This window comes from Aeromonas simiae (assembly GCF_000820125.1).
Lineage (GTDB): Bacteria > Pseudomonadota > Gammaproteobacteria > Enterobacterales > Aeromonadaceae > Aeromonas > Aeromonas simiae.
Genome location: NZ_CDBY01000061.1, coordinates 52,684 through 74,682, shown reverse-complemented (window position 1 = coordinate 74,682; position 21,999 = coordinate 52,684). Strand labels below are relative to the sequence as shown.

Genomic DNA, 21,999 nt, shown 5'->3' with positions numbered 1-21,999 from the left:
GGGTATTAGAGCATGCAACTGAATTCCACTGAAATCGCCGAGCTGATCAAGCAGCGTATTGCGCAGTTTGACATCAAGAGCGAGGCGCACAACGAAGGTACTATCGTCTCTGTAAGCGACGGTATCATTCGTATCCACGGCCTGGCCAACGCCATGCAAGGGGAGATGATCGAGCTGCCGGGCAACCGCTACGCTCTGGCTCTGAACCTCGAGCGTGACTCCGTCGGTGCGGTCGTCATGGGTCCCTACGCCGATCTGGCCGAAGGGATGAAGGTCAAGGGTACCGGCCGTATTCTGGAAGTGCCGGTCGGTCGCGGTCTGCTGGGCCGGGTGGTCAACACCCTGGGTCAACCGATCGACGGTAAGGGTCCGCTGGATCACGACGGCTTCTCTCCGGTAGAAGTCATCGCCCCGGGCGTTATCGAGCGTAAGTCTGTTGACCAGCCTGTCCAGACCGGTCTGAAAGCCATCGACGCCATGATCCCTATCGGTCGTGGCCAGCGTGAGCTGATCATCGGTGACCGTCAGGTAGGTAAGACTGCCATCGCCATCGACACCATCATCAACCAGAAAGAGTCCGGCATTAAGTGTGTCTACGTTGCGATTGGCCAGAAGGCCTCTACCATCGCCAACGTGGTACGCAAGCTGGAAGAGCACGGTGCTCTGGCCAACACCATCGTGGTGGTGGCTTCTGCTTCCGAAGCGGCTGCCCTGCAATACCTGGCACCGTACTCCGGTTGCTCCATGGGCGAATACTTCCGTGACCGTGGTGAAGACGCGCTGATCATTTACGACGACCTCTCCAAGCAGGCCGTTGCTTATCGTCAGATCTCCCTGCTGCTGCGTCGTCCGCCTGGACGCGAAGCCTACCCGGGTGACGTCTTCTATCTGCACTCCCGTCTGCTTGAGCGTGCTGCTCGCGTGAACGCCGACTATGTCGAGAAGTTCACCAACGGCGCCGTCAAGGGCCAGACCGGTTCGCTGACCGCCCTGCCGATCATCGAAACCCAGGCCGGTGACGTCTCCGCGTTCGTTCCGACCAACGTGATCTCCATCACCGACGGCCAGATCTTCCTGACCACCCAGCTGTTCAACTCCGGTATTCGTCCGGCGGTTGACCCGGGTATCTCCGTATCCCGTGTCGGTGGTGCGGCGCAGACCAAGATCATCAAGAAGCTGTCCGGTGGTATCCGTACCGCGCTGGCTCAGTACCGCGAGCTGGCTGCGTTCGCCCAGTTCTCTTCCGACCTGGATGACGCAACTCGCAAGCAACTGGATCACGGCCAGAAGGTAACCGAGCTGATGAAGCAGAAGCAGTATGCCCCGATGAGCGTTGCTCACCAGGCTCTGGTGCTGTTTGCTGCCGAGAAGGGTTACCTCAACGACGTCGAACTCAGCAAGATTGTTGATTTCGAAGCCGCTCTGACCTCTTACGCCAATACCCAGCATGGCGAGCTGATGGCTGAAATCAATGCCAAGGCCGACTACAACGACGAGATCGTTGGCAAGCTGACTGCGTTGCTCGATACCTTCAAGGCAACCCAGACCTGGTAAGCGTGTGTGGCAGCGCAAGCTGCCACCTGATGGAGAGAAGAGATGGCCGGCGCAAAAGAGATACGTACCAAGATCGGGAGTGTGAAGAACACTCAGAAGATCACCAGCGCTATGGAGATGGTTGCGGCAAGCAAGATGCGCCGTGCGCAGGATCGCATGTCTGCCAGCCGTCCCTACGCTGAAACCATGCGCAAGGTGATCGGCCACCTCGCCCAGGGGAACTTGGAATACAAGCACCCCTACCTCATCGAACGTGAGGTCAAGCGAGTGGGCTATATCGTCATCTCCACCGACCGTGGCCTGTGTGGCGGCCTGAACATTAACCTGTTCAAGTCTGCCCTCAACGACATGCAGCAATGGAGCCAGAAGGGCGCCCAGGTTGACCTGGCCCTGATTGGCAGCAAGGCCTCCGGCTTCTTCCAGAAGTACGGTGCCAAGGTCGTTGCTCAAGTGTCCGGCCTCGGGGACTCCCCGAGTGTCAATGACCTGATCGGTTCCGTGAAGGTCATGCTGAAGGCCTACGACAACGGTGAGATTGACCGTCTGTATCTGGTGTACAACAAGTTTGTAAACACCATGGTGCAACAGCCCAAGGTCGATCAACTGCTGCCTTTGCCGATTACAGAAGACAGCAAGCTCGCCAAGAAGAACCACTGGGATTACCTCTATGAGCCGGATCCCAAGAAGCTGCTGAACACCCTGCTGGTTCGCTATGTCGAATCCCAGGTGTATCAGGGCGTGGTAGAAAACCTGGCAAGTGAACAGGCAGCCCGAATGGTTGCCATGAAAGCCGCGACTGACAACGCCGGCAACCTGATTAACGATCTGCAACTGGTGTACAACAAGGCCCGTCAGGCCAGTATCACCCAGGAGCTTACTGAGATCGTGTCCGGTGCCGCTGCGGTGTAAGGCAAGGGTTACCTAAAGGTTTAGAGGATTTGACATGAGTAACGGTTTCATCGTCCAAATCATCGGCGCTGTGGTGGACATCGAGTTCCCGCAGAATGCCGTGCCCCAAGTGTACGATGCACTGAAGGTCATCAGCGAAGGCCATGGTCTGGTGCTGGAAGTTCAGCAACAGATCGGTGGCGGCGTTGTTCGCTGTATCGCCATGGGCTCCTCCGACGGTCTGCGTCGTGGGATGGAAGTGGCCAATACCGGTAAGCCGATTCAGGTACCGGTTGGCAAAGCGACCCTGGGTCGCATCATGAACGTGCTGGGTGAGCCGGTTGACGAAGCGGGCCCGATCGGCGAAGACGAGCGCTGGGGCATCCACCGCGAAGCGCCGAGCTACGAAGAGCAGTCCGGCTCTACCGAACTGCTGGAAACCGGCATCAAGGTTATCGACCTGGTATGCCCGTTTGCCAAGGGTGGTAAGGTCGGTCTGTTCGGTGGTGCCGGTGTAGGCAAGACCGTCAACATGATGGAGCTGATCCGTAACATCGCGATCGAGCACTCCGGCTACTCGGTGTTTACCGGTGTGGGCGAGCGTACCCGTGAGGGTAACGACTTCTACCACGAGATGAAGGAGTCCAACGTACTGGACAAGGTTTCCCTGGTGTACGGTCAGATGAACGAACCGCCTGGAAACCGTCTGCGCGTGGCCCTGACCGGTCTGACCATGGCCGAGAAGTTCCGTGACGAGGGTAAGGACGTACTGCTGTTCGTCGATAACATCTATCGTTACACCCTGGCCGGTACCGAGGTATCCGCACTGCTGGGCCGTATGCCCTCCGCAGTAGGTTACCAGCCGACCCTGGCCGAGGAGATGGGTGTTCTGCAGGAACGTATCACCTCCACCAAGACTGGCTCGATCACCTCCGTACAGGCCGTTTACGTGCCGGCGGATGACTTGACCGACCCGTCTCCGGCCACCACCTTCGCCCACTTGGACGCCACCGTGGTTCTGTCCCGTCAGATCGCCGCCCTGGGTATCTACCCGGCCGTCGACCCGCTGGACTCCACCTCCCGTCAGCTCGATCCGCTGGTGGTAGGTAAGGAACACTACGAGACCGCCCGTGGCGTGCAGACCGTTCTGCAGCGTTACAAGGAACTGAAGGACATCATCGCGATCCTGGGGATGGACGAGCTGTCGGAAGACGACAAGCTGGCCGTAGCCCGTGCCCGTAAGATCGAGCGCTTCCTGTCCCAGCCCTTCTTCGTGGCCGAAGTGTTCACCGGTTCTCCGGGCAAGTACGTCTCCCTGAAGGAGACCATTCGTGGCTTCCAGGGCATCCTGAAGGGTGAGTATGACGATCTGCCGGAGCAGGCGTTCTACATGGTTGGCGGCATCGACGAAGTCGTCGAGAAAGCCAAGAAACTGTAAGCCTCGATAGGAGGGCCCATGGCTGAGATATCCTTTCACCTGGATGTGGTAAGCGCCGAAGGCAAGCTGTTCTGCGGTCGCGTCCAGACTGTCCAGGTATCAGGCTCCGAAGGTGAGCTGGGTATCCACCACGGTCACGCTCCCCTGCTGACCTCCATCAAGCCGGGCCTGGTCCGCTTGGTGAAACAGGGCGGTGGTGAAGAGGTGCTGTACATCTCCGGCGGCATGCTGGAAGTACAACCGGAAACCGTGACCGTGCTGGCGGACACCGCGATTCGTGCCGACGAGCTGGATGAGGCGAAAGCCCTCGAAGCCAAGCGTTCGGCCGAGGATCGGATCCACAGCTCCCATGGTGATATCGACTACGCCCAGGCGTCCGCCGAGCTCGCCAAGGCGATGGCCCAGCTGCGGGTCATCGATATCGTCAAAAAGAATTACCGCTAAACGCGGTGAGGCAAAAAGCGACCTGCGGGTCGCTTTTTTTTTGACCCTCCGATAGACTCCGCCGAGTATTTCCACTCGGATTCAAGGTCGAAGTCATGTCTCTCAACGTCGTCATCCTGGCCGCGGGTAAAGGCACCCGCATGCGCTCCCCTCTGCCGAAAGTGCTGCATCCGGTCGCAGGCAAGGCCATGGTCTCCCACGTCATCGACACCGCCCGTCAGATCGGCGCCGAACAGCTGCACCTGGTTTACGGTCACGGCGGTGAACTGCTCAAAGAGCGCATCGCCGCCCCGGATCTCAACTGGGTGTTGCAGGCGCAGCAGCTGGGCACCGGTCACGCGGTGGCTCAGGCCGTTTCATTCTGGAACGATGAAGACGACGTGCTGGTGCTGTACGGCGACACCCCGCTGATCCAGCCCGAGACCCTGCAACGGCTGCTGGCCGCCAAGCCGGCCGCCGGCATGGCGCTGCTGACCGTGGTGCTGGACAACCCGACCGGCTATGGTCGCATCGTGCGCGAGCAGGGCCAGGTGGTCGGTATCGTCGAGCAGAAGGATGCCAACTCCGAGCAACTCGCCATCCGCGAGGTGAACACCGGGGTGCTGGTGGCCAACGGTGGCCAGCTGCGCAGCTGGTTGTCGCGTCTGGATAACAAGAATGCCCAGGGTGAGTTCTATCTGACCGACGTCATCGCCATGGCCCACGCCGATGGTTGCCCGATTGCCGCGGTACACCCGGAGCGCGCTGCCGAGGTGGAGGGAGCCAACAACCGGGTACAGCTAGCGGCGCTCGAGCGCAGCTACCAGCAGATGCAGGCCGAGCGGCTGATGATCGCCGGGGTGAGCATGATGGACCCGGCCCGCTTCGATCTGCGTGGCGAGCTGAGCGTAGGGGAAGAGGTGGTGATCGACGTCAACGTCATCATCGAGGGCAAGGTGACCCTGGGTCACCGGGTGGTGATCGGCGCCGGCGCCATCCTCAAGGATTGCACCATAGGCGATGACACCGAGGTAAAACCCTACTCGGTGATAGAGGGAGCCAAGGTGGCGGATCAGTGCTCGGTCGGGCCGTTTGCCCGGCTGCGCCCCGGCGCGGTGCTGGAGCAGGATGCCCACGTCGGCAACTTCGTCGAGATGAAAAAAGCGCGCCTCGGGGTAGGTTCCAAGTGCGGTCACCTCACCTATCTGGGCGATGCCGAGATCGGCGCCAAGGTGAACATCGGTGCCGGCACCATCACCTGCAACTACGACGGGGTGAACAAGTTCCAGACCATCATCGAGGATGACGTCTTCGTCGGCTCCGATACCCAGCTGGTGGCTCCGGTGCGCATCGGCAAGGGCGCCACATTGGGGGCCGGCTCCACCATCACCAAGGACGTGGCCGAGAACGAGCTGGTGATCACCCGGGTGCCTCAGCGCCACATTCAGAACTGGGCACGCCCGGTGAAGAAGAAGTGATGCGATAGAGCAATGAACAACGGCGCCTGCGGGCGCCGTGTTGTTTTAGTTGGCTTGCTCAGCCAGCTTGGCCGGCAGGGCGGCCAGCACCTCCTCCTTGGCTTTGAGCGAGGCGAACTGCTTGCCGGGCGGCTGGATCACGGTATGCACGAAGATGCGCCGTTCGCTGCCCTTGCTGGCCCAGCCGACAAACCAGCCGATCTGCCGTTGCCGGTTGAGGCTGCCATCGAGTTTCTTGGGATAGCCCATGCCGGTCTTGCCATGGATCTGCCAGCCGTCGATCTCGCTCACCTTGAGGAGATTGGCGGTATGTTGCAGGGTGCTCGCCGCCACCGGCAACTTGCCCTCCAGCATGCGGCCGAGGAAGCGGGCCTGCTCTTCGGGGCTGATCTGCAGGCTGCTGCTGAGCCAGGCCTGGGTCAGGCCATCCTGTTTGCCCGGATGGCCGCTGAGATCCCGGTTGCCGTAGTCGAATTGGTCGACGTAATGCTGGAGGCGCGGCATGCCGAGCCACTCGGTCATCAACTGGGAGAACCACACCACTGAGTAGGTCATCCAGCGGCTCGGGGTGGTGGTCTCGTGCCAGGCGGGCAGCCAGCCATTATAACCGGGCTTGAAGGGGAGCGCGGGCCACTGCTCATCGACCAGATAGCCGCTGTCATAGCCCATCAGGGCCAGCGGGATCTTGAAGGTCGATGCCGGTGGGAGACGCATGCTGCACGCGCCTTCACGGGAGAGCGTCTTGCCGCTGCCATCGGCAAACAGGAAGCAGCCATCGTCGGCGGCCGCTGGCAGGGCGAAAAGCAGACCGGCGGCCAACAGGCCACGCAGCAGAATGGGGGGCATCTTGGTTCCTCGTGCGAGTGGAGGGGGCAGCATAGCAACAAATGATGCACTGCCAAGCCATCTTCCCCGAGGGACAACGGAAGGAGGAGCCGCTGCCCGCTGTGCTGTGCCAATCTGTGTCTTAGCCGAGCGAGTACCGTCACGATCGGCTGTATCCCGCCCTGGGATTGACGCAAGATAAGGGGATGACCCCCCCATCATAGCGGTAGCCATGACCGATATTCGCAAGCTGGATCTCAATCTGCTCAAGGCCTTCTCCGCCCTGCTCGACGAGCGCAGCGTCACTCAGGCGGCGGCCCGCCTCTCCCTCACTCAACCCGCCGTCAGCGGCATGCTGACCCGGCTGCGCGAGAGTTTTGACGATCCCCTCTTCGTGCGCACCGCACGTGGTGTGGTGCCGACCCAGCGGGCGCTGGAGTTGGCCCCTACCCTCAAGCGGGTGCTCGCCGATGTCGAGACCATGCTGCAACCGGCGCACTTCGATCCTGCCAGCGCCGAATTCAGCTGGTCGGTTGCCGGCACCGATTATTCGCTGCAGGCGGTGGTGGTTCCCTTTTTGGCCCGGCTGCGCCGGCTGGCCCCCGGCATCCGGGTGATGGTGCACCCCATCGATGATGGGGCCGTGTTGCGCCAACTGGAGCGCGGTGCGCTGGATCTGGTGCTGACGACCCCCGAGGTGACGCCGGCCGAGTTGCACCTGCGCCCTCTTTATGATGAAGAGTATGTCTGCGTGCTGCGCACCGATCACCCGGTGCTGGCCGAGGGACTGACGCTGGAGCGCTTTTGTGCCCTGGATCATGCGCTGGTTTCTTACAGTGGGGGTGGCTTGAGTGGCTCCACGGATCGCGCCCTGGCCGAGTTGGGGCTGCGCCGGAGGGTGGCGCTCTCGGTACCGAGTTTTCTGGTGTTGCTCGAGGTGCTGCGCGGCAGCGATCTGCTGGCCATGATGCCGCGCCGGCTGGTGGATGGGGTGAGCGGGGTCTGTGTGGTGCCCGCTCCGCTATGGGTGCCCGGTTTCACCAAGGTGATGGCGTGGCACGAGCGCACCCATAACAATCCGGCGCAGCGCTGGTTGCGGGAGCTGTTGCTTGAGACCTGTGGGACGGACGAGATGAAAAACGGCGCCTGACGGCGCCGTTTCTGGTCTTAATTCGGGCGGTAGCGTTCCAGCCAGTGGGCATAGGGCGCCGGCAGCACCCAGGAGGGCCGCTCCACTCCCAGTGCCTGCGCCGCCTGATAGGGCCAGTTCGGGTTGGCCAGGTGTACCCGACCGATCATGGCCAGATCGATATGCCCCTCGGCCAGTGCCGCCTCGGCATGATGGGGGTTTTCGAGCCCCCATGCGGTGGCCACCGGGATCTGAGCCTCGCGGCGCACCCTGCCTGCCACGGGGGCGAGGAAGGCCGGCCCCCAAGGAATGTTGGCTTGTGGGGTGGAGAAGCCCACGCTGACACTCAGCATATCGAGCCCTTGCTCCTTCATGGCCTGGGTCAGAGCGATCGCCTCTTGCTGGGTCTGCTCGTCGTTGCCGTCATATTCGATCACACCGAAGCGGGCGGTGAGCGGCAGATCGGCAGGCCACTCCTGGCGCACTGCCGCCAGGGTCTCGAGCAGGAAGCGGCCGCGTCCTGCGGCGCTGCCACCGTACTCATCCTCGCGCTGGTTGGCGTGCACCGAGAAGAAGCTCTGGGCCAGATAGCCGTGGGCGAAGTGCAGCTCCAGCCACTCGAAGCCGGCATCGCGGGCACGTCGGGTCGCGGCAGCGAAGTCGGCCTGTACCCGCTGGATGTCGGCGTGGCTCATGGCGCGTGGTTCGCGATCCAGATGCTGACCGAACGGGATGGCGGAGGGAGAGAGGGTCTCCCAGTAGCGGGGATCGCCGGCGGCAATATGATCATCCCCCTCCCACGGCTTGTTGGCGTTGGCCTTGCGCCCTGCGTGTGCAATCTGAATGCCTGGCACGGCGCCCGCGGCCTTGATGGCGGCGGCAATGTGGGCCAGCTCGGCGGCCTGCTCATCATTCCACAGGCCAAGGCAGGCCGGGGTGATGCGCCCCTCGGGAGAGACGGCGGTGGCCTCGACGATCACCAGGCCGGCGCCGCCCCGTGCCAGGCTGGCGTAGTGGGAGAGGTGCCAGGCATTGGCCATCCCATTCTGGGCGCTGTACTGGCACATGGGGGGGATGGCGATGCGGTTGCGCAGGGTGACGCGCTTGAGGGTGAAGGGGGTGAACAGGGCTGACATGGACTCTCCTGCGGATAGAAAAGGGGAGCATGATGCCAAGAGGGGGGGATATAAATCCAAACGTGATTGCTGATGTCTGCTATCAATAAAAATGATATCACTTGACCGGTTGATATTATTTTTAGCGATAGTTAGCGTTGCTAACGGTGATGGCCCCGTTTTTACCGATACCTTGACCTGTGGTGAGAATCACGAAGATTCCTCGTATTGAGCAACAGAGCGGCGGTCAAAAATTCATGAATGAAGATTTCCCATACATCACTGTTGTCATGTGGGAAATCTTCATTCCTTCGATGATCGGGCCTATAGATGGAATCCGATATCACGAAATTTTTGAGACGAAACTGTTTATGAGGGATATGCCTCTGCTGGCTGTACATGGGCTTCTTGCTGCCTCGGAGAGGCTGTTAGCAAGGCTGCATAGGCATCCGAGAAAAAGGGAAGGCAGCCCCAAGTTTCCGCACAACCAACTATATAAACGCGCTTTTGGGCGCGAGTCACCGCCACGTTAAGCAGGTTGGGTTTACTGCTTGCCCAGTCGGCCGCACCTGGACTTTCCTTGGAGAGTCCGAGCACCAAGATGACGTTTTTCTCCTCCTGGCCTTGGAAGGTGTGCACTGTACCAATTCTGCGGGTTACTAATTCCTGTAACTGTTTTACTAGCTTGGTATTGTGCGACACCTTAGTGGTTAGGGCTCTGCTCAGATAGCGCTGAAGCTCCTTTTTGATCCGCTTGAAAGGGGTGATGATGTAGACATCCGGTAAAGCCTGATACTGGTGCAGATAGGCCTCTAGCATGTTCGATACATGTTGTGCCTGTTGCGGCACGAAATGCTTGCCTTCTACCTGTCCACGGATGTCGAACCAGCAGCTTGGTCCCCAGAGAAACTCTGTCGCATCATGAGGATGATCTGAACCGTGGATCATTTTGTTGTTGTATGCGATTTGGTTGGCGATGGAGAACATAGGATCGTCACAACGGCGGTGAACTCGCAACGGGCTACCCAGCCAGAGGTTTTGATTAATCTGCTGAGTACCATATGGATTGCTTCTGTCGGCCAGTTGCTGAATTGAGGTCATACCTGGTGACCAGTACAGCCACTGTTTTCCCAGTCTTTGCTTGGCCATTGCTTCGACAAAGGCTGGCGGTATGGTGAACACCGGTTCAATCTGCAATGGATCGCCAACCACTACGGCGCGTTTGGCACGCCACAAGGCTCCCACTGCTTGTTGTGGGCTGGCTTGGCCAGCTTCGTCAATAAACAGCCAGCCTATGTCACCAGAGCCCAAGGCGGAAAATTGCCTGGCTACCGAGGCAAAGGTAGAGGAAACCAGAGGAACTACCATAAACAGCAACTGCCACAGTGCCTTGGCGACGGCTTTATCTGCCACCTTTCCATTGACGGTGGTTATCAGGTGATAGATCGAATCGTACAGGTTATTTTTTCCATCATTATAGGCGGCTACCAACCAGGCTTGATGTAGCTCCAGTGCTGCAACGGTCAATTGGGCGCGGGCCTGATTCAATGCTAGGCATTGACCGAATGCTTGACGTTGTACACTCGCAGTTTCGAAATCGGTCTCTGGGCCAGCAAAGTTGGCGTCCGGATAACGAGCCAATAATGGCGTGCAGGTCAGTCGTTCGGCCGCCAGTCTGCCTTGTAAGTCGGTGAGCTTTATTTGTGCCACTGTTAGTTGCTTGGTCAGCAGATCGCGGCGTAGCCCCAGTCCACGTAAGATGGCCTTACCACGGCAATGACGTACCAATTGCCCTTTCCACCACACTGGGAGCCTGCTGCGCCGTAGGGCTAACCTGGCATCCAGGTGGGCTAGTCTCAGCGCCTTGCTATCAAGACTCCGTTGCTGTGCTTGACACTCTGTATGCAAGTTATTGAGCGCTTCGAGGCGGGATAACTCCTTTTGAATGTTCTTTACCTGTTCACGTGCTGAGCAAAAAGCAATTTGGGCATGGGAGAAGTCTTTCTTTAGGTTTTGGCCAGTGGCCAGCTGTTTGAGGGCTGGGACTAGAGTGCGGTAATGGTGCGCTTCGCCTTGGGCATCCAAATAATCGATGGTTTCAAAGAACACTTGGTTACCAAAGCGTTTACGGTTTTCCGACTTACCCAAGGTTGTTGCAATTAACCCCCAGCAATCGTCCCGCTCGGTTAGCGGTTCCACATAACTGCGCTTGTTTTTAGGGTAGTGGTGTTTGGCTGCCAGCTTCTGGGACACTGGTTTGAGATAGGCGCTCTGCCGATAGGCCTGTCCTAGGCTCTTGAGCTGAGGCAGCTCCTTGGAGATGTTCTCTACCGCAGCATTATTGCTTGAGGCCACCACCATCTCAAAACCAGTCAGTCCAGGGATCAGCGTCTTAATAGTTTTGGGTTTACCGTCCAGGTTGAGCGTGAGGTCGGGGCCAAAGGCACAGCCAGGTTCGGCTAAGTCTGCTAACACCGCCGCGCGTGATACCAAATTGTGGGCCACTAAGTCCCGCAGCATGGTTGTCTTGCCAGTGCCAGGCGGGCCATTGACCGAATAAAGACCTGTGTTAAGCAGATCGTGGGTGATGGTATTGATGGCGAACTGTTGCATCAGGCTCATGGAGTGGGAGTCTTCGCCGGGCCAGCGTCCCAAGGGCAACCGTGCCAAGCGCAGTCCCTCCCGTAGTACAGTCTCGCCTTTGGTTGTAAGCAAATCCGACCGGCGTGGCACTCTGTCACTCAGGTAGCGGCCAAGCGGACTCTCTTGAGATAATCCATTTGCCGCTATGTCTGCCTTGACCCGTTCAAGATCACGTAAGTAAAAGCTGTTGAGGATAGTAATTTCCTCTGGCGCATTGGTTGAAAAGGGTTTGGGCCCTGAGGATTGATGCTTGTCATCAACCTGAGCTTGGGTCATACCCAGTTTGCTGGGTAGTTGGCTAAGGGGAAGCCATTGGTGAGCCTGTGTAATTGCTGGCGCGCACTTAACTTTCTTCATGTCCAGTTCGGTGAGCTGAACTAACAGTGCTGGGTGTTTTTCGAGGTTCTGGGGGGAGAAGGTGCTCCATTCTCCCATGACTTTGAGAAACTCCAGAACCTCAAAGGTGGTAAGGGCTGGAGGTAGCTGGTGTTCTTGCTTGAGGTTGTCGGCGACGGTGACTATCTCCAGCAGTCGCTGCTGCAACTGCTGACTGGCTGTCTCGTAGTCTTCTAATCTGATGGCTTCCAGATTGTGGATTTGCAATTGCCCCAAGGCCCAAGTGACGGTGGAGCATTCCAAGCTGTCTGGGTCGAGCCGACCATTCTGATCCAAGGAGAGCTTAAGGGAGCATGTAAGTCCCTCGTTGTCTATCTGCTCGTCGTTGTTTCCCTCCCAGTGGGGAAAGGTAAGGCGGGCGGCTTTAAAAATTTCACTACGATCGAAGATGCCCAGATAGAGGATGTAACGGTAGGGTTTGGTCGGCGAGTGGTGGGGAGATGCTCGCCGGATCTGCTGGTGGTTCAGCCAAGGCAGGCAGGTCGGATCAGCGTTCAGCTCGGATAGCTGATATTGGATTACTCCCTCGCCCTGTTTACGTAGCTCTTGAATATCGGTGGACTCAAAAAACTCTATGTTGTGCCAGAAATCGAGCACTTGTAAGGGGAAGTTTGATTGATTCATTGGGCTACCAAGACGAGAAAAAACAGAGGGTTATCTTGCCATGGCGACCTGCTTGGAGCCACTGTGTTGATCACTGGTGGCGATTAATACCTTCTTTTTTATAACGCTCTCTGCTCTGGCATTGGTCAATTGCTCCCAAGTCATCTGGCGACGTCGTCCGTGGGCCGTGTAACGGTATGCCCAGTAACTTTGGCCTTATAAAGTAGAGTCCTAATCCGTCAGCAAAGTGTCCAAAAGTGGGGGTGTTGTCCAAAGTTGCGATCTTGGTGGGATTGAGGATTGCCATGAGTGGTATTCCTGCTGGTTACACACACAGAAAAGACATACCACTAACATTGCTTGGCAATGGGGACAGTACTCACCGGCTAACTCACCATGAAATTGAAAAACAGCAGATATCTATAACTGTTATGTAAAAAAGCCCTTGATCATCAAGGGCTCGTTTCGCTTGGTGACAACCGATTACGCGGAGTGAAACATCACTCAATGTTCTGGATCTGCTCGCGCATCTGCTCGATGAGCACTTTCAGCTCGACGGCGGACTGGGTCACCTCGGCGTTGATCGATTTCGAGCCGAGGGTGTTCGACTCGCGGTTGAACTCCTGCATCATGAAGTCGAGGCGGCGGCCACAGGCGCCCCCTTTCTTCATGATCTTGCGGGTCTCACCGATGTGCATCTCGAGGCGGTCCAGCTCCTCGGCCACGTCGATCTTCTGGGCCAGCAGCACCATCTCCTGCTCGAGGCGGGCCGGGTCCAGCTCCACCTTGGCCTCGGCCAGGCGATCGCTCAGTTTCTGGCGCTGCCATTCGAGGATGTGCGGCATCTGACCGCGCACCTTGACCACTTCGCTGCTGATCCCGTCGAGGCGCTGCTCGATCAGGGCCTTGAGGTTATTCCCCTCACTGGCGCGTGAGGCGATGAAGTCGGTCAGGGTCTCGTCAAAACCGGCCATCAGGGCGCTGTTGACGGCATCCATGTCCTGCTCGGCGGCGGCCATCACGCCAGGCCAGCGCAGCACGTCGACCGGATTGAGCTGACCCTGGCCGGCTTCCTTCATTACCCAGTTGGCACTGTCGATGATGAGTTTGGCCAGCTCCTCGTTGATGTGCAGCTGGCCGGCGCCGGCTTGGGCGGCCTCGAAGCGTAGGTTGCACTCCACCTTGCCGCGCTGCAGGGCATTGCGAAAGCGCTCGCGCAGGACGGGTTCGAGGCCACGCAGCTGCTCCGGCATGCGGATATAGGTCTCGAGATAGCGCTGGTTGACCGAACGGATCTCCCAGACGGCGGTGCCCCAGTCGCCCTTGATCTCTTTACGGGCGTAGGCGGTCATGCTGTGGATCATGGGTGTGTCCCATCTGATGAAAAGTGCGTCGATTATACCCGTCGTACCCAGGTGCGTCAGCCGACTTGTCCGGCGCAGGCCGTCAGGCTGATATTTGTTGCCCGATCACGTATACTCCTCCGCCAATTCAAGCCAGCCCAGAGGTCATCATGTCCCGTCCCAACGATCGCGCGCCTGCCGCCGTCCGTCCGGTCACCATTACCCGCCACTTCACCAAGCATGCCGAGGGTTCCGTGCTGGTCGAGTTCGGCAATACCCGGGTGCTGTGTACCGCCAGCGTCGACACCAGCGTGCCGCGCTTTCTCAAGGGCAAGGGCCAGGGCTGGGTGACGGCCGAGTACGGCATGCTGCCGCGCTCCACCCACTCGCGCATGAACCGTGAGGCCGCCTCCGGCAAGCAGGGGGGTCGCACCCTCGAGATCCAGCGTCTGATCGCCCGCTCCCTGCGTGCGGCAGTCGATCTCACTGCATTGGGTGAGCACACCATCACGGTCGACTGCGACGTGCTGCAGGCCGATGGGGGCACCCGCACCGCCTCCATCACCGGCGCCTGTGTGGCGCTGGTGGATGCCCTCAACTGGATGGTGGGCAAGGGCATGCTCAAGCAGAGCCCGCTCAAGCAGATGGTGGCCGCCGTGTCGGTCGGCATTCACAACGGTCAGGCCATCTGCGACTTGGAATACGTCGAGGACTCGGCGGCTGAGACCGACATGAACGTGGTGATGACCGAAGATGGTCGCCTGATCGAGGTGCAGGGCACCGCCGAGGGTGAGCCATTCACCCATGAGGAGCTGCTGGCGATGCTGGCGCTCGCCAAAGATGGCATCGACCAGATCATCGAGGTGCAGAAAGCCTCGCTGGAGTGATCGTTGAAAACGCGGCATGGGCCGCGTTTTTTCTACCCGTTGTTTACCCCCACACAGAGCAATCAAGCAAGGAGCCAGGATGAAAGCCTATCAGCGTCAATTTATCGAGTTTGCCCTGGAAAAACAGGTTCTGAAATTCGGTGAGTTCACCCTGAAATCCGGTCGTAAGAGCCCCTATTTCTTCAATGCCGGCCTCTTCTCCACCGGGCGTGATCTGGCCCGTCTCGGCCGTTTCTATGCCGCAGCACTGATGGATGCCGGCATCGAGTATGACGTCCTGTTCGGGCCGGCCTACAAGGGGATCCCCATCGCTTCCGCAACCGCGGTGCAGCTGGCTGAGCAGCACGACGTGGACACCCCATGGTGCTTCAACCGCAAGGAGGCCAAGGATCACGGCGAGGGTGGCAACTTGGTGGGCAGCCCGCTCCAGGGGCGCATCATGCTGGTGGACGATGTGATCACCGCCGGCACCGCGATCCGCGAGTCGATGGATCTGATCCAGGCCAATGGGGCCTCGCTCGCTGGTGTGCTGATTGCGCTGGACCGTCAGGAGAAGGGCAAGGGCGAGCTGTCCGCCATCCAGGAGGTGGAGCGCGACTATAACGCTCACGTTATCGCCATCATCCAGCTGGCAGACCTTATCAAGTACCTCGAAGAGAAGCCGGAGATGGCCGAGCAGCTGACCGCCATGCGCGCCTATCGTGCCCAGTACGGCATCTGATTGGGGTATGATGGACGGGGCGCTGCGGCGCCCCGTTTTGTTTGCTACAGGAGAGGCTGCCCTATGTCACTGCACACCTTCGATCGCCTGATCTCGCTACTGGATGCCGGTGGTGCCCGCTACCGGGTGGTCGATCACCCGAGCGCCGGCAAGACCGAGGAGGTGGCCAAGGTGCGCGGCACAGTGCATGGGCAGGGTGCCAAGGGGCTGGTGTGCCACGTCAAGGGCAACGGCATCAAGTGCCATGTGCTGGCGGTGCTGCCGGCCGACTGTCAGGCCGATCTGGCGGCGCTGGCCAAGGGGGTGGGCGGCAGCCGTGCCTCGCTGGCGAGCCCGGTGGAGGTCGCGGCACTGACCGACTGCGTGTTTGGCGCCATCCCGCCGTTCAGTTTCCACGACGAGCTGCTGCTGGTCGCCGATCCGCTGCTGTTCTCGCGCTTCGATGAGCTGGCTTTCAACGCCGGTCTGCTGGAGCGCTCCCTGATCCTCGCTACCGAGGATTATCGGCGTATCGCAGACCCTAAGCCGGTCTCCTTTGCCCGCTTGGCCGACTGACCCCATCATGAAACGGGGCCGTCAGGCCCCGCTTTCTCATTCCAGGTTGAGGGTGGTGGTGGGGGCGGTCACCGTCTGGGCCTTCAGGGTGCGCTCCAGATCGAGCGGATCCCCTGCCACCGCCGGGTCATCCTCGGTGGCGTTGCACACCAGCGCCACGTCGTAGTTGCCCAGCTCGACGAAGCCGAGCTCGTAGCGGTAGCCGCCGGCACCATCGCTCACCACCGGGGCGCTGGCATAGAAGCCGTTGTCGGCATCCGCCATGTCGGGGTAGGCGTCGTCGCTGCGTGGGGCGTAGAGGTAAACCGCAGCCTGATCGGCCAGCGCACCCGCACACAGACTCCCCTCCACACTGCCCTTCAGGGTGGCCACCTGGGTGTTGTTGACCAGCCGTACACCGCGGGGTTTCAGCTTGTAGTAGGCCTCATGCCCCGGCAGTACCAGAGCCTGGCGCAGGTCGAACTCGGTGGTGAAGTTGCTGGTGCCGCCGGCCGTGATGGTGAAGGCGTCGAGCTTGAGCTGGCTGCTCGGCACCTCGAGCGGCTTGATGGTGTCGTCATCCTGCTGCACGTAGGAGTAGGGCGTGCCGTCGTCAAACTGGTTGGTCACCGCGCGCCCGTCGAGCACGGTCAGGCGCATCTGGCTGTACTCCCCGGCGCTCACCGTCTGGCCTGCGAGCAGGTTGCGGCTGGCCGATCCCTGATACTTGAGCAGATCGATGTAGACAAAGCGGGGGCTGCCGTCGGCGTTGAGCGGAATGCTCTCGCCCGGCGGGGTGCAACCGTCGTCCTGGCTGGCATCGAGGAAGCTCTTGCTGCTCCATGCCGTCTCTGCGCCCGAGATCGGATGGATGCTGACCTGGCTCACCGCAATGCAGACCCGTTTGGCCGCATCGACCGGTGCATCGGAGAAGGCCAGCGACATCTTGGCATCGGAAGCGCTGTCATCCCCCCCGCCGCCACAGGCGGTCAGTGCGGCGGTCAGCCCGAACAGGAACAGTCGTTTCATGGGGTTCATCCTTGCGAGTTAGGGTTATGCCCCTCCAATGTAGTCGAGGCTGGTCGCGGCACATGCTTATCCCCAAAGGGGAGGATGATGACAACTGCATGAAATGGATAGAAAAGAGCTTTTGGAGGGGATGCCGATCTGCGAAACAGATTGTCGGAGGCGGGGGCGTTTGACCCCAATGAAGAGGGGCGCTATGGCGCCCCTCATTTACTCCTGATCCCGCTCCTGCAAGCGGGTCGGCCAGCCCATCTTCTGCTGACGTTCTACCTCGAGACGCAGCTCGCTGGCGCGCAGATAGTGCACGTCGAGCCACCCTTTTGGCAGGGTGAGGGTCAGGCTCTCCCCTTCGGCATGGAAGGCGAAGTTCGGCACCGTACCCCGGGTGCGGCGCATGCACAGAATGATGGAGAGGCGCAGCAGTCGAACCAGTTGGATCGCCTGCTGGCCGGTCACGGCCCCCTGACGCTCCAGTGGGTCGAGCCGGAAATCGTCGCGCTGGTTGAGCAGCAGGGCGGACAACAACTTCTTCTGGGCCGGAGTGAAACCCGGCATGTCGATGTTGTCGATGATATAGGCGGCGTGCTGCGGAGCCTTCTTGTACTCGATGCACAGACCGATTTCGTGCAGCAGTGCGGCGTAGCGCAGGATCGGGCGGCCATAGCGGCGCGAAAGGCGCCAACCGGCCTGCACCTGACCAAAGGCCTCCACCACCGTATCGCGTACCCGCTCGGCGTGTTCCCGATCGAGCTGATAGCGGTTGATCAGGCTGTTGGCGGTGCGATCGCGGGCGTCACAGTCGTGGCTGTTGCCGAGCAGGCCATAGATGAGCCCTTCGCGCAGCGCCCCGCCGGCCAGCGTCATGCTCTCGATGCCGAGCTCTTCGAACAGGGCGATGAGGATGGCAAGGCCGGAGGGAAAGACCGTCAACCGTTCGGCGTTGAGCCCTTCCAGTTGCAGGCGATCGAGGCGGCCGCAGGCGATAGCCTGCTGCATCAACTCACGCAGCTTGGGCAGGGTGACCTGTTCGCTCTTGCCTTGAGCCAGCATGATCTCTTGCAGGGCCTGCACCGTGCCGGAGGCCCCGACACAACTCTTCCAGCCAAGCGCCAGATAGTCGGCCGCCACCTTGGCCAGCACGCTTTTGGCCGCGGAGATGGCCTGTTGGAAGCGCTCGGCCGACAGCTCACCATCACCAAAATGGTTGTTGAGCCAAGTGACACAGCCCATATGCAGGCTGCTCAGCAGCTTGGCCTCGCTCTGCTCGCCGATCACCAGCTCGGTGCTGGCGCCGCCGATGTCGATGACCAGTCGGTTACCCTCGCCGGCCGATGTCCACGAGACCCCTTCATAGATGGTCTTGGCCTCTTCCTCACCCGAAATGATTTCGATGTTGTGGTTGAGTACCCGCTCGGCTTCACGCAGGAAGTCATCGACGTTGCTGGCCAGGCGCAGGGTGGCGGTACCGACCACCCGAATGTTCTCGGGCGGTATGTCTTGCAGCTGTTCGGCAAACAGGCGCAGGCAGTCCCAACCCCGCTCCATGGCGGCCCTGCTCAGGCTAAAATCGGCATCCAGGCCAGCGGCCAGACGCACCTTGCGTTTGACCTTGACCACGGTGCGCAGGGCTCCGGCGACCTCGCACACCACCAGCATGTGAAAGCTGTTGGAGCCGAGGTCGATAGCGGCATAGAGAGGAGAGCTGCTCAACGGTATCCTCAGGCGCGCTTGGGGGGACGACGACGGTTACCGCCACCACCCTGGCGATCGCGCATGTTGCGATTCACCGGCGGGCGGTTGCGCTGCACACGGCGCGGCGGGGTGGCATCGGTAAGCAGAGCCTCGCGGTCGTACTTGCTGACCGGGATCGGATGGCGGATGTACTCCTCGATGGCCGGCAGGTTGAAGGCATAGTCTTCACACGCCAGGCTGATGGAGTGGCCGCTCTTACCGGCACGGCCGGTACGACCGATGCGATGCACGTAATCTTCGGCATCATCCGGCAGGTCGTAGTTGAAGACGTGGGTGACGTCAGGGATATGCAGGCCACGGGCGGCCACATCTGTGGCAACCAGGATATCGAGCTTGCCCTGAGTGAACTCCTCGAGGATCTTCATGCGCTTTTTCTGCGGCACGTCACCGGTCAGCAGGCCGACGCGGTGGCCATCGGCCTCCAGCCAGGCATGGATGTCTTCGCAGCAGTGCTTGGTGTTGGCGAACACGATCGCCTTATCCGGCCACTCTTCTTCCATCAGGGTGAGCAGCAGCAGCATCTTGTCTTCGTTGGAGGGGTAGAAGAGCTCCTCCTTGATGCGGACACCGGTCATCTGCTCCGGCTCCACCTGCACATGGTGCGGGTTGGTCATGTGCTCGTAGGCCAGCTCTTGCACACGCAGCGAGAGGGTGGCTGAGAACAGCATGTTGAGTCGATCACCGGCGGCCGGCATACGGCGGAACAGGAAGCGGATGTCTTTGATGAAGCCCAGATCGAACATGCGATCCGCTTCGTCCAGCACCACGACCTGGATGTTGGCCAGATCGATCACCTTCGACTTGTAGTAATCGATGATGCGACCCGTGGTGCCGACCAGGATGTCGACCCCTTGCTCCAGTACGGCGAGCTGCTTGTCGTAGCCTTCGCCACCATAAGCCAGCCCCAGTTTCAGGCCGGTGCTGGCCGCCATGCTTTCGGCGTCCTTATGGATCTGCACCGCCAGCTCGCGAGTCGGAGCCATGATGATGGCGCGCGGCTGGTTGATGAGGCGGGGAGTGGTCAGCGGATGGGTGAGAAGATAATTGAAGGTGGCGGCGAGGAAGGCGATGGTTTTACCTGTACCTGTCTGAGCCTGGCCTGCGATGTCATGGCCTTCGACCAGCAGTGGCAGTGATAGTGCCTGGATCGGTGTACAGTAGTGAAATCCTTTGGCTTCCAGACCTGCAAGCACTTCAGGTTCGAGGCCCATTTGGGCGAATTTTTCGTCAGTTAAATGTGTTTTGCTCATGGCGGTAGGTTATCAGGTTAGGCTTGCATTAATAAACAGGATCATTTCAAATAGGGCAACTATGGCCTTTATTGGCCTCTCAATAAAGCCTTATTTACTGACTGGAGTTGGAGATGAGTGACAAGATTGTTCAACTGAGCGATGCCAGCTTCGAGGCAGATGTTCTCAAGGCTGCTGGTCCCGTTCTGGTTGATTTCTGGGCCGAATGGTGTGGTCCGTGCAAGATGATTGCACCGATCCTGAATGAAGTTGCTCAGGAATATGAAGGCCGTGTGACCGTTGCTAAGTTGAACATCGATCACAACGCCGATACTCCGCCCAAGTTTGGCATTCGCGGTATTCCGACCCTGCTGCTGTTCAAAAACGGCGAAGTGGCTGCGACCAAGGTGGGCGCACTGTCCAAGACTCAACTTAAAGAGTTCCTGGACAACAACATCTAATGATTGATTCGGGGAGCGCATTGCAATAATGCGCTCCTTTAGTTTCTGCCAGTGGACGCTCATTCCGATTGGTGCTAGTTTATTGTCCGTTTGCTCATCTTTTTGCCACCGGGCAACCTCAAGCAAATCAGCAACAATCCAGCAAACTCCCCCACATCTCACAATCCTTGCTTACAGATTTTTACCACTATGAACCTGACTGAATTGAAGAACACCCCTGTGTCTGAGCTGATCAAGCTTGGTGAATCCATGGGGTTGGAAAATCTGGCGCGGGCGCACAAGAAAGACATCATCTTTGCCATCCTGAAAGCCCATGCCAAGGGTGGGGAAGACATCTTCGGTGATGGTGTGCTGGAAATCCTGACCGACGGCTTCGGCTTCCTGCGCAGCGCTGACGGCTCCTATCTGGCTGGCCCGGACGATATCTATGTCTCTCCCAGCCAGATCCGCCGTTTCAACCTGCGCACCGGTGACACCATTGCCGGCAAGATCCGCCCGCCGAAAGAGGGTGAACGCTACTTTGCCCTGCTCAAAGTTGACAACATCAACTATGACCGCCCGGAAAACGCTCGCAACAAGATCCTGTTTGAAAACCTCACCCCGCTGCACGCCAACGAGCGTCTGCGCATGGAGCGTGGCAATGGCTCCACCGAGGACATCACTGCGCGTGTACTGGATCTCGCCTCCCCGATCGGTAAGGGCCAGCGCGGCCTCATCGTCGCACCGCCCAAGGCCGGTAAGACCATGCTGCTGCAGAACATCGCCCAGAGCATCGCCTACAACCACCCCGACTGTGAGCTGATCGTGCTGCTCATCGACGAGCGTCCGGAAGAAGTGACCGAGATGCAGCGCATGGTCAAGGGTGAAGTGATCGCCTCCACCTTCGACGAGCCGGCGGCCCGTCACGTACAGGTGGCAGAGATGGTGATCGAGAAGGCCAAGCGCCTGGTCGAGCACAAGAAGGATGTCGTCATCCTGCTCGACTCCATCACCCGTCTGGCGCGTGCCTACAACACCGTCATCCCGTCATCCGGCAAGGTACTGACCGGTGGTGTGGATGCCAACGCCCTGCATCGTCCGAAGCGCTTCTTCGGTGCGGCCCGTAATGTGGAGGAGGGCGGCAGCCTGACCATCATCGCGACCGCGCTGATCGACACCGGCTCCAAGATGGACGAAGTGATCTACGAAGAGTTCAAGGGCACCGGTAACATGGAACTGCACCTGTCTCGCAAGATCGCCGAGAAGCGCGTCTATCCGGCTATCGACATCACCCGCTCCGGTACCCGTAAGGAAGAGCTGCTGACGGCTCCGGACGAGCTGCAAAAGATGTGGATCCTGCGCAAAATCATTCACCCCATGGGTGAGATCGACAGTATCGAGTTCCTCATCGACAAGCTGGCGGCGACCAAGACTAATGACGAGTTCTTTGACTCGATGAAACGTCAGCAGAAGTAATTCGTTACGATGCGACAACCGCGGCCTCAGGGTCGCGGTTTTCATTTGCTGGCGGGCGAGCATTTACGCACTATGGCCTGGGGCTCCAGAAGGAATGGG

The 21,999-nt window shown here is 59.6% G+C and carries 18 protein-coding genes; 11 read left to right on the top strand and 7 right to left on the bottom strand.

Annotation, left to right across the window (positions count from 1 at the left end; genetic code table 11):
- Positions 1–12 precede the first annotated feature (12 nt).
- The 5 genes from atpA to glmU all read left to right on the top strand — a co-directional run bounded on the left by atpA (position 13) and on the right by glmU (position 5,781).
- The gene (gene atpA, locus BN1134_RS12780; RefSeq protein ID WP_042047668.1) at positions 13–1,554 is read left to right on the top strand and encodes a F0F1 ATP synthase subunit alpha; all 1,542 of its coding nucleotides are present in this window, start codon (positions 13–15) and stop codon (positions 1,552–1,554) included.
- Positions 1,555–1,596: 42 nt separating this feature from the next.
- The gene (gene atpG / locus BN1134_RS12775) at positions 1,597–2,463 is read left to right on the top strand and encodes a F0F1 ATP synthase subunit gamma (protein ID WP_042047667.1); all 867 of its coding nucleotides are present in this window, start codon (positions 1,597–1,599) and stop codon (positions 2,461–2,463) included.
- A 34-nt stretch (positions 2,464–2,497) separates the two neighbouring features.
- Positions 2,498–3,880 carry a F0F1 ATP synthase subunit beta gene (atpD, locus tag BN1134_RS12770; protein WP_042047666.1) on the top strand — a complete coding sequence of 461 codons (1,383 nt, stop codon included), beginning with the start codon at positions 2,498–2,500 and terminating at the stop codon, positions 3,878–3,880.
- 18 nt (positions 3,881–3,898) lie between these two features.
- Positions 3,899–4,324: a F0F1 ATP synthase subunit epsilon gene (locus tag BN1134_RS12765; RefSeq protein WP_042047664.1), complete on the top strand. Its 426-nt coding sequence runs from the start codon at positions 3,899–3,901 to the stop codon at positions 4,322–4,324.
- A gap of 95 nt (positions 4,325–4,419) precedes the next feature.
- On the top strand, positions 4,420–5,781 hold the full coding sequence (gene glmU / locus BN1134_RS12760) for a bifunctional UDP-N-acetylglucosamine diphosphorylase/glucosamine-1-phosphate N-acetyltransferase GlmU (RefSeq protein ID WP_042047662.1): 1,362 nt from the start codon (positions 4,420–4,422) through the stop codon (positions 5,779–5,781).
- Positions 5,782–5,826: 45 nt separating this feature from the next.
- On the opposite strand, the gene blaOXA is transcribed toward glmU, so the two are convergent.
- On the bottom strand, positions 5,827–6,627 hold the full coding sequence (gene blaOXA, locus BN1134_RS12755; protein WP_042047660.1) for a class D beta-lactamase: 801 nt from the start codon (positions 6,625–6,627) through the stop codon (positions 5,827–5,829).
- Between the two features lie 211 nt (positions 6,628–6,838).
- Between blaOXA and BN1134_RS12750 the strand changes: the two genes are divergently transcribed.
- Positions 6,839–7,756: a LysR family transcriptional regulator gene (locus BN1134_RS12750; protein ID WP_042047659.1), complete on the top strand. Its 918-nt coding sequence runs from the start codon at positions 6,839–6,841 to the stop codon at positions 7,754–7,756.
- A gap of 17 nt (positions 7,757–7,773) precedes the next feature.
- On the opposite strand, the gene BN1134_RS12745 is transcribed toward BN1134_RS12750, so the two are convergent.
- The 3 genes from BN1134_RS12745 to BN1134_RS12735 form a co-directional block, all read right to left on the bottom strand.
- On the bottom strand, positions 7,774–8,871 hold the full coding sequence (locus BN1134_RS12745) for an NADH:flavin oxidoreductase/NADH oxidase (RefSeq protein WP_042047657.1): 1,098 nt from the start codon (positions 8,869–8,871) through the stop codon (positions 7,774–7,776).
- A gap of 348 nt (positions 8,872–9,219) precedes the next feature.
- Positions 9,220–12,513: a DEAD/DEAH box helicase gene (locus BN1134_RS12740; RefSeq protein WP_042047655.1), complete on the bottom strand. Its 3,294-nt coding sequence runs from the start codon at positions 12,511–12,513 to the stop codon at positions 9,220–9,222.
- Positions 12,514–12,992: 479 nt separating this feature from the next.
- A complete protein-coding gene (locus tag BN1134_RS12735) occupies positions 12,993–13,856 on the bottom strand; it encodes a YicC/YloC family endoribonuclease (protein ID WP_042047653.1) in 864 nt (287 codons plus the stop codon).
- A gap of 149 nt (positions 13,857–14,005) precedes the next feature.
- Here BN1134_RS12735 and rph point away from each other — a divergent pair, with 149 nt between their 5' ends.
- The 3 genes from rph (at position 14,006) to BN1134_RS12720 (ending at position 15,998) form a co-directional block, all read left to right on the top strand.
- On the top strand, positions 14,006–14,722 hold the full coding sequence (rph, locus tag BN1134_RS12730) for a ribonuclease PH (RefSeq protein ID WP_042047652.1): 717 nt from the start codon (positions 14,006–14,008) through the stop codon (positions 14,720–14,722).
- Between the two features lie 79 nt (positions 14,723–14,801).
- Positions 14,802–15,443: an orotate phosphoribosyltransferase gene (gene pyrE / locus BN1134_RS12725; RefSeq protein ID WP_042047650.1), complete on the top strand. Its 642-nt coding sequence runs from the start codon at positions 14,802–14,804 to the stop codon at positions 15,441–15,443.
- Positions 15,444–15,506: 63 nt separating this feature from the next.
- Positions 15,507–15,998, top strand: a complete 492-nt coding sequence (locus BN1134_RS12720) for a YbaK/prolyl-tRNA synthetase associated domain-containing protein (protein WP_042047649.1) — start codon at positions 15,507–15,509, stop codon at positions 15,996–15,998.
- 36 nt (positions 15,999–16,034) lie between these two features.
- Here BN1134_RS12720 and BN1134_RS12715 read toward each other — a convergent pair whose 3' ends face one another.
- The 3 genes from BN1134_RS12715 to rhlB all read right to left on the bottom strand — a co-directional run bounded on the left by BN1134_RS12715 (position 16,035) and on the right by rhlB (position 20,005).
- Positions 16,035–17,006 (bottom strand): DUF4382 domain-containing protein, encoded by a 972-nt coding sequence (locus BN1134_RS12715; protein ID WP_042047648.1) that lies wholly within the window; start codon positions 17,004–17,006, stop codon positions 16,035–16,037.
- 207 nt (positions 17,007–17,213) lie between these two features.
- Positions 17,214–18,713, bottom strand: coding sequence for a guanosine-5'-triphosphate,3'-diphosphate diphosphatase (gppA, locus tag BN1134_RS12710; RefSeq protein WP_042047647.1), 1,500 nt, complete (start codon positions 18,711–18,713; stop codon positions 17,214–17,216).
- 8 nt (positions 18,714–18,721) lie between these two features.
- Positions 18,722–20,005, bottom strand: a complete 1,284-nt coding sequence (rhlB, locus tag BN1134_RS12705) for an ATP-dependent RNA helicase RhlB (RefSeq protein WP_042047645.1) — start codon at positions 20,003–20,005, stop codon at positions 18,722–18,724.
- Positions 20,006–20,118: 113 nt separating this feature from the next.
- Between rhlB and trxA the strand changes: the two genes are divergently transcribed.
- Both trxA and rho read left to right on the top strand, forming a co-directional pair.
- A complete protein-coding gene (gene trxA, locus BN1134_RS12700) occupies positions 20,119–20,445 on the top strand; it encodes a thioredoxin TrxA (protein ID WP_042047643.1) in 327 nt (108 codons plus the stop codon).
- Between the two features lie 189 nt (positions 20,446–20,634).
- On the top strand, positions 20,635–21,900 hold the full coding sequence (gene rho, locus BN1134_RS12695; protein ID WP_042047641.1) for a transcription termination factor Rho: 1,266 nt from the start codon (positions 20,635–20,637) through the stop codon (positions 21,898–21,900).
- Positions 21,901–21,999: the final 99 nt, after the last annotated feature.

What these genes read in the sequence shown, in the direction of transcription:
- atpA (WP_042047668.1), top strand. Translation starts at nt 13, where the DNA reads ATGCAACTGAATTCCACTGAAATCGCCGAGCTGATCAAGCAGCGTATT.
- atpG (WP_042047667.1), top strand. Translation starts at nt 1,597, where the DNA reads ATGGCCGGCGCAAAAGAGATACGTACCAAGATCGGGAGTGTGAAGAAC.
- atpD (WP_042047666.1), top strand. Translation starts at nt 2,498, where the DNA reads ATGAGTAACGGTTTCATCGTCCAAATCATCGGCGCTGTGGTGGACATC.
- BN1134_RS12765 (WP_042047664.1), top strand. Translation starts at nt 3,899, where the DNA reads ATGGCTGAGATATCCTTTCACCTGGATGTGGTAAGCGCCGAAGGCAAG.
- glmU (WP_042047662.1), top strand. Translation starts at nt 4,420, where the DNA reads ATGTCTCTCAACGTCGTCATCCTGGCCGCGGGTAAAGGCACCCGCATG.
- blaOXA (WP_042047660.1), bottom strand. Translation starts at nt 6,627, where the DNA reads ATGCCCCCCATTCTGCTGCGTGGCCTGTTGGCCGCCGGTCTGCTTTTC.
- BN1134_RS12750 (WP_042047659.1), top strand. Translation starts at nt 6,839, where the DNA reads ATGACCGATATTCGCAAGCTGGATCTCAATCTGCTCAAGGCCTTCTCC.
- BN1134_RS12745 (WP_042047657.1), bottom strand. Translation starts at nt 8,871, where the DNA reads ATGTCAGCCCTGTTCACCCCCTTCACCCTCAAGCGCGTCACCCTGCGC.
- BN1134_RS12740 (WP_042047655.1), bottom strand. Translation starts at nt 12,513, where the DNA reads ATGAATCAATCAAACTTCCCCTTACAAGTGCTCGATTTCTGGCACAAC.
- BN1134_RS12735 (WP_042047653.1), bottom strand. Translation starts at nt 13,856, where the DNA reads ATGATCCACAGCATGACCGCCTACGCCCGTAAAGAGATCAAGGGCGAC.
- rph (WP_042047652.1), top strand. Translation starts at nt 14,006, where the DNA reads ATGTCCCGTCCCAACGATCGCGCGCCTGCCGCCGTCCGTCCGGTCACC.
- pyrE (WP_042047650.1), top strand. Translation starts at nt 14,802, where the DNA reads ATGAAAGCCTATCAGCGTCAATTTATCGAGTTTGCCCTGGAAAAACAG.
- BN1134_RS12720 (WP_042047649.1), top strand. Translation starts at nt 15,507, where the DNA reads ATGTCACTGCACACCTTCGATCGCCTGATCTCGCTACTGGATGCCGGT.
- BN1134_RS12715 (WP_042047648.1), bottom strand. Translation starts at nt 17,006, where the DNA reads ATGAAACGACTGTTCCTGTTCGGGCTGACCGCCGCACTGACCGCCTGT.
- rhlB (WP_042047645.1), bottom strand. Translation starts at nt 20,005, where the DNA reads ATGAGCAAAACACATTTAACTGACGAAAAATTCGCCCAAATGGGCCTC.
- trxA (WP_042047643.1), top strand. Translation starts at nt 20,119, where the DNA reads ATGAGTGACAAGATTGTTCAACTGAGCGATGCCAGCTTCGAGGCAGAT.
- rho (WP_042047641.1), top strand. Translation starts at nt 20,635, where the DNA reads ATGAACCTGACTGAATTGAAGAACACCCCTGTGTCTGAGCTGATCAAG.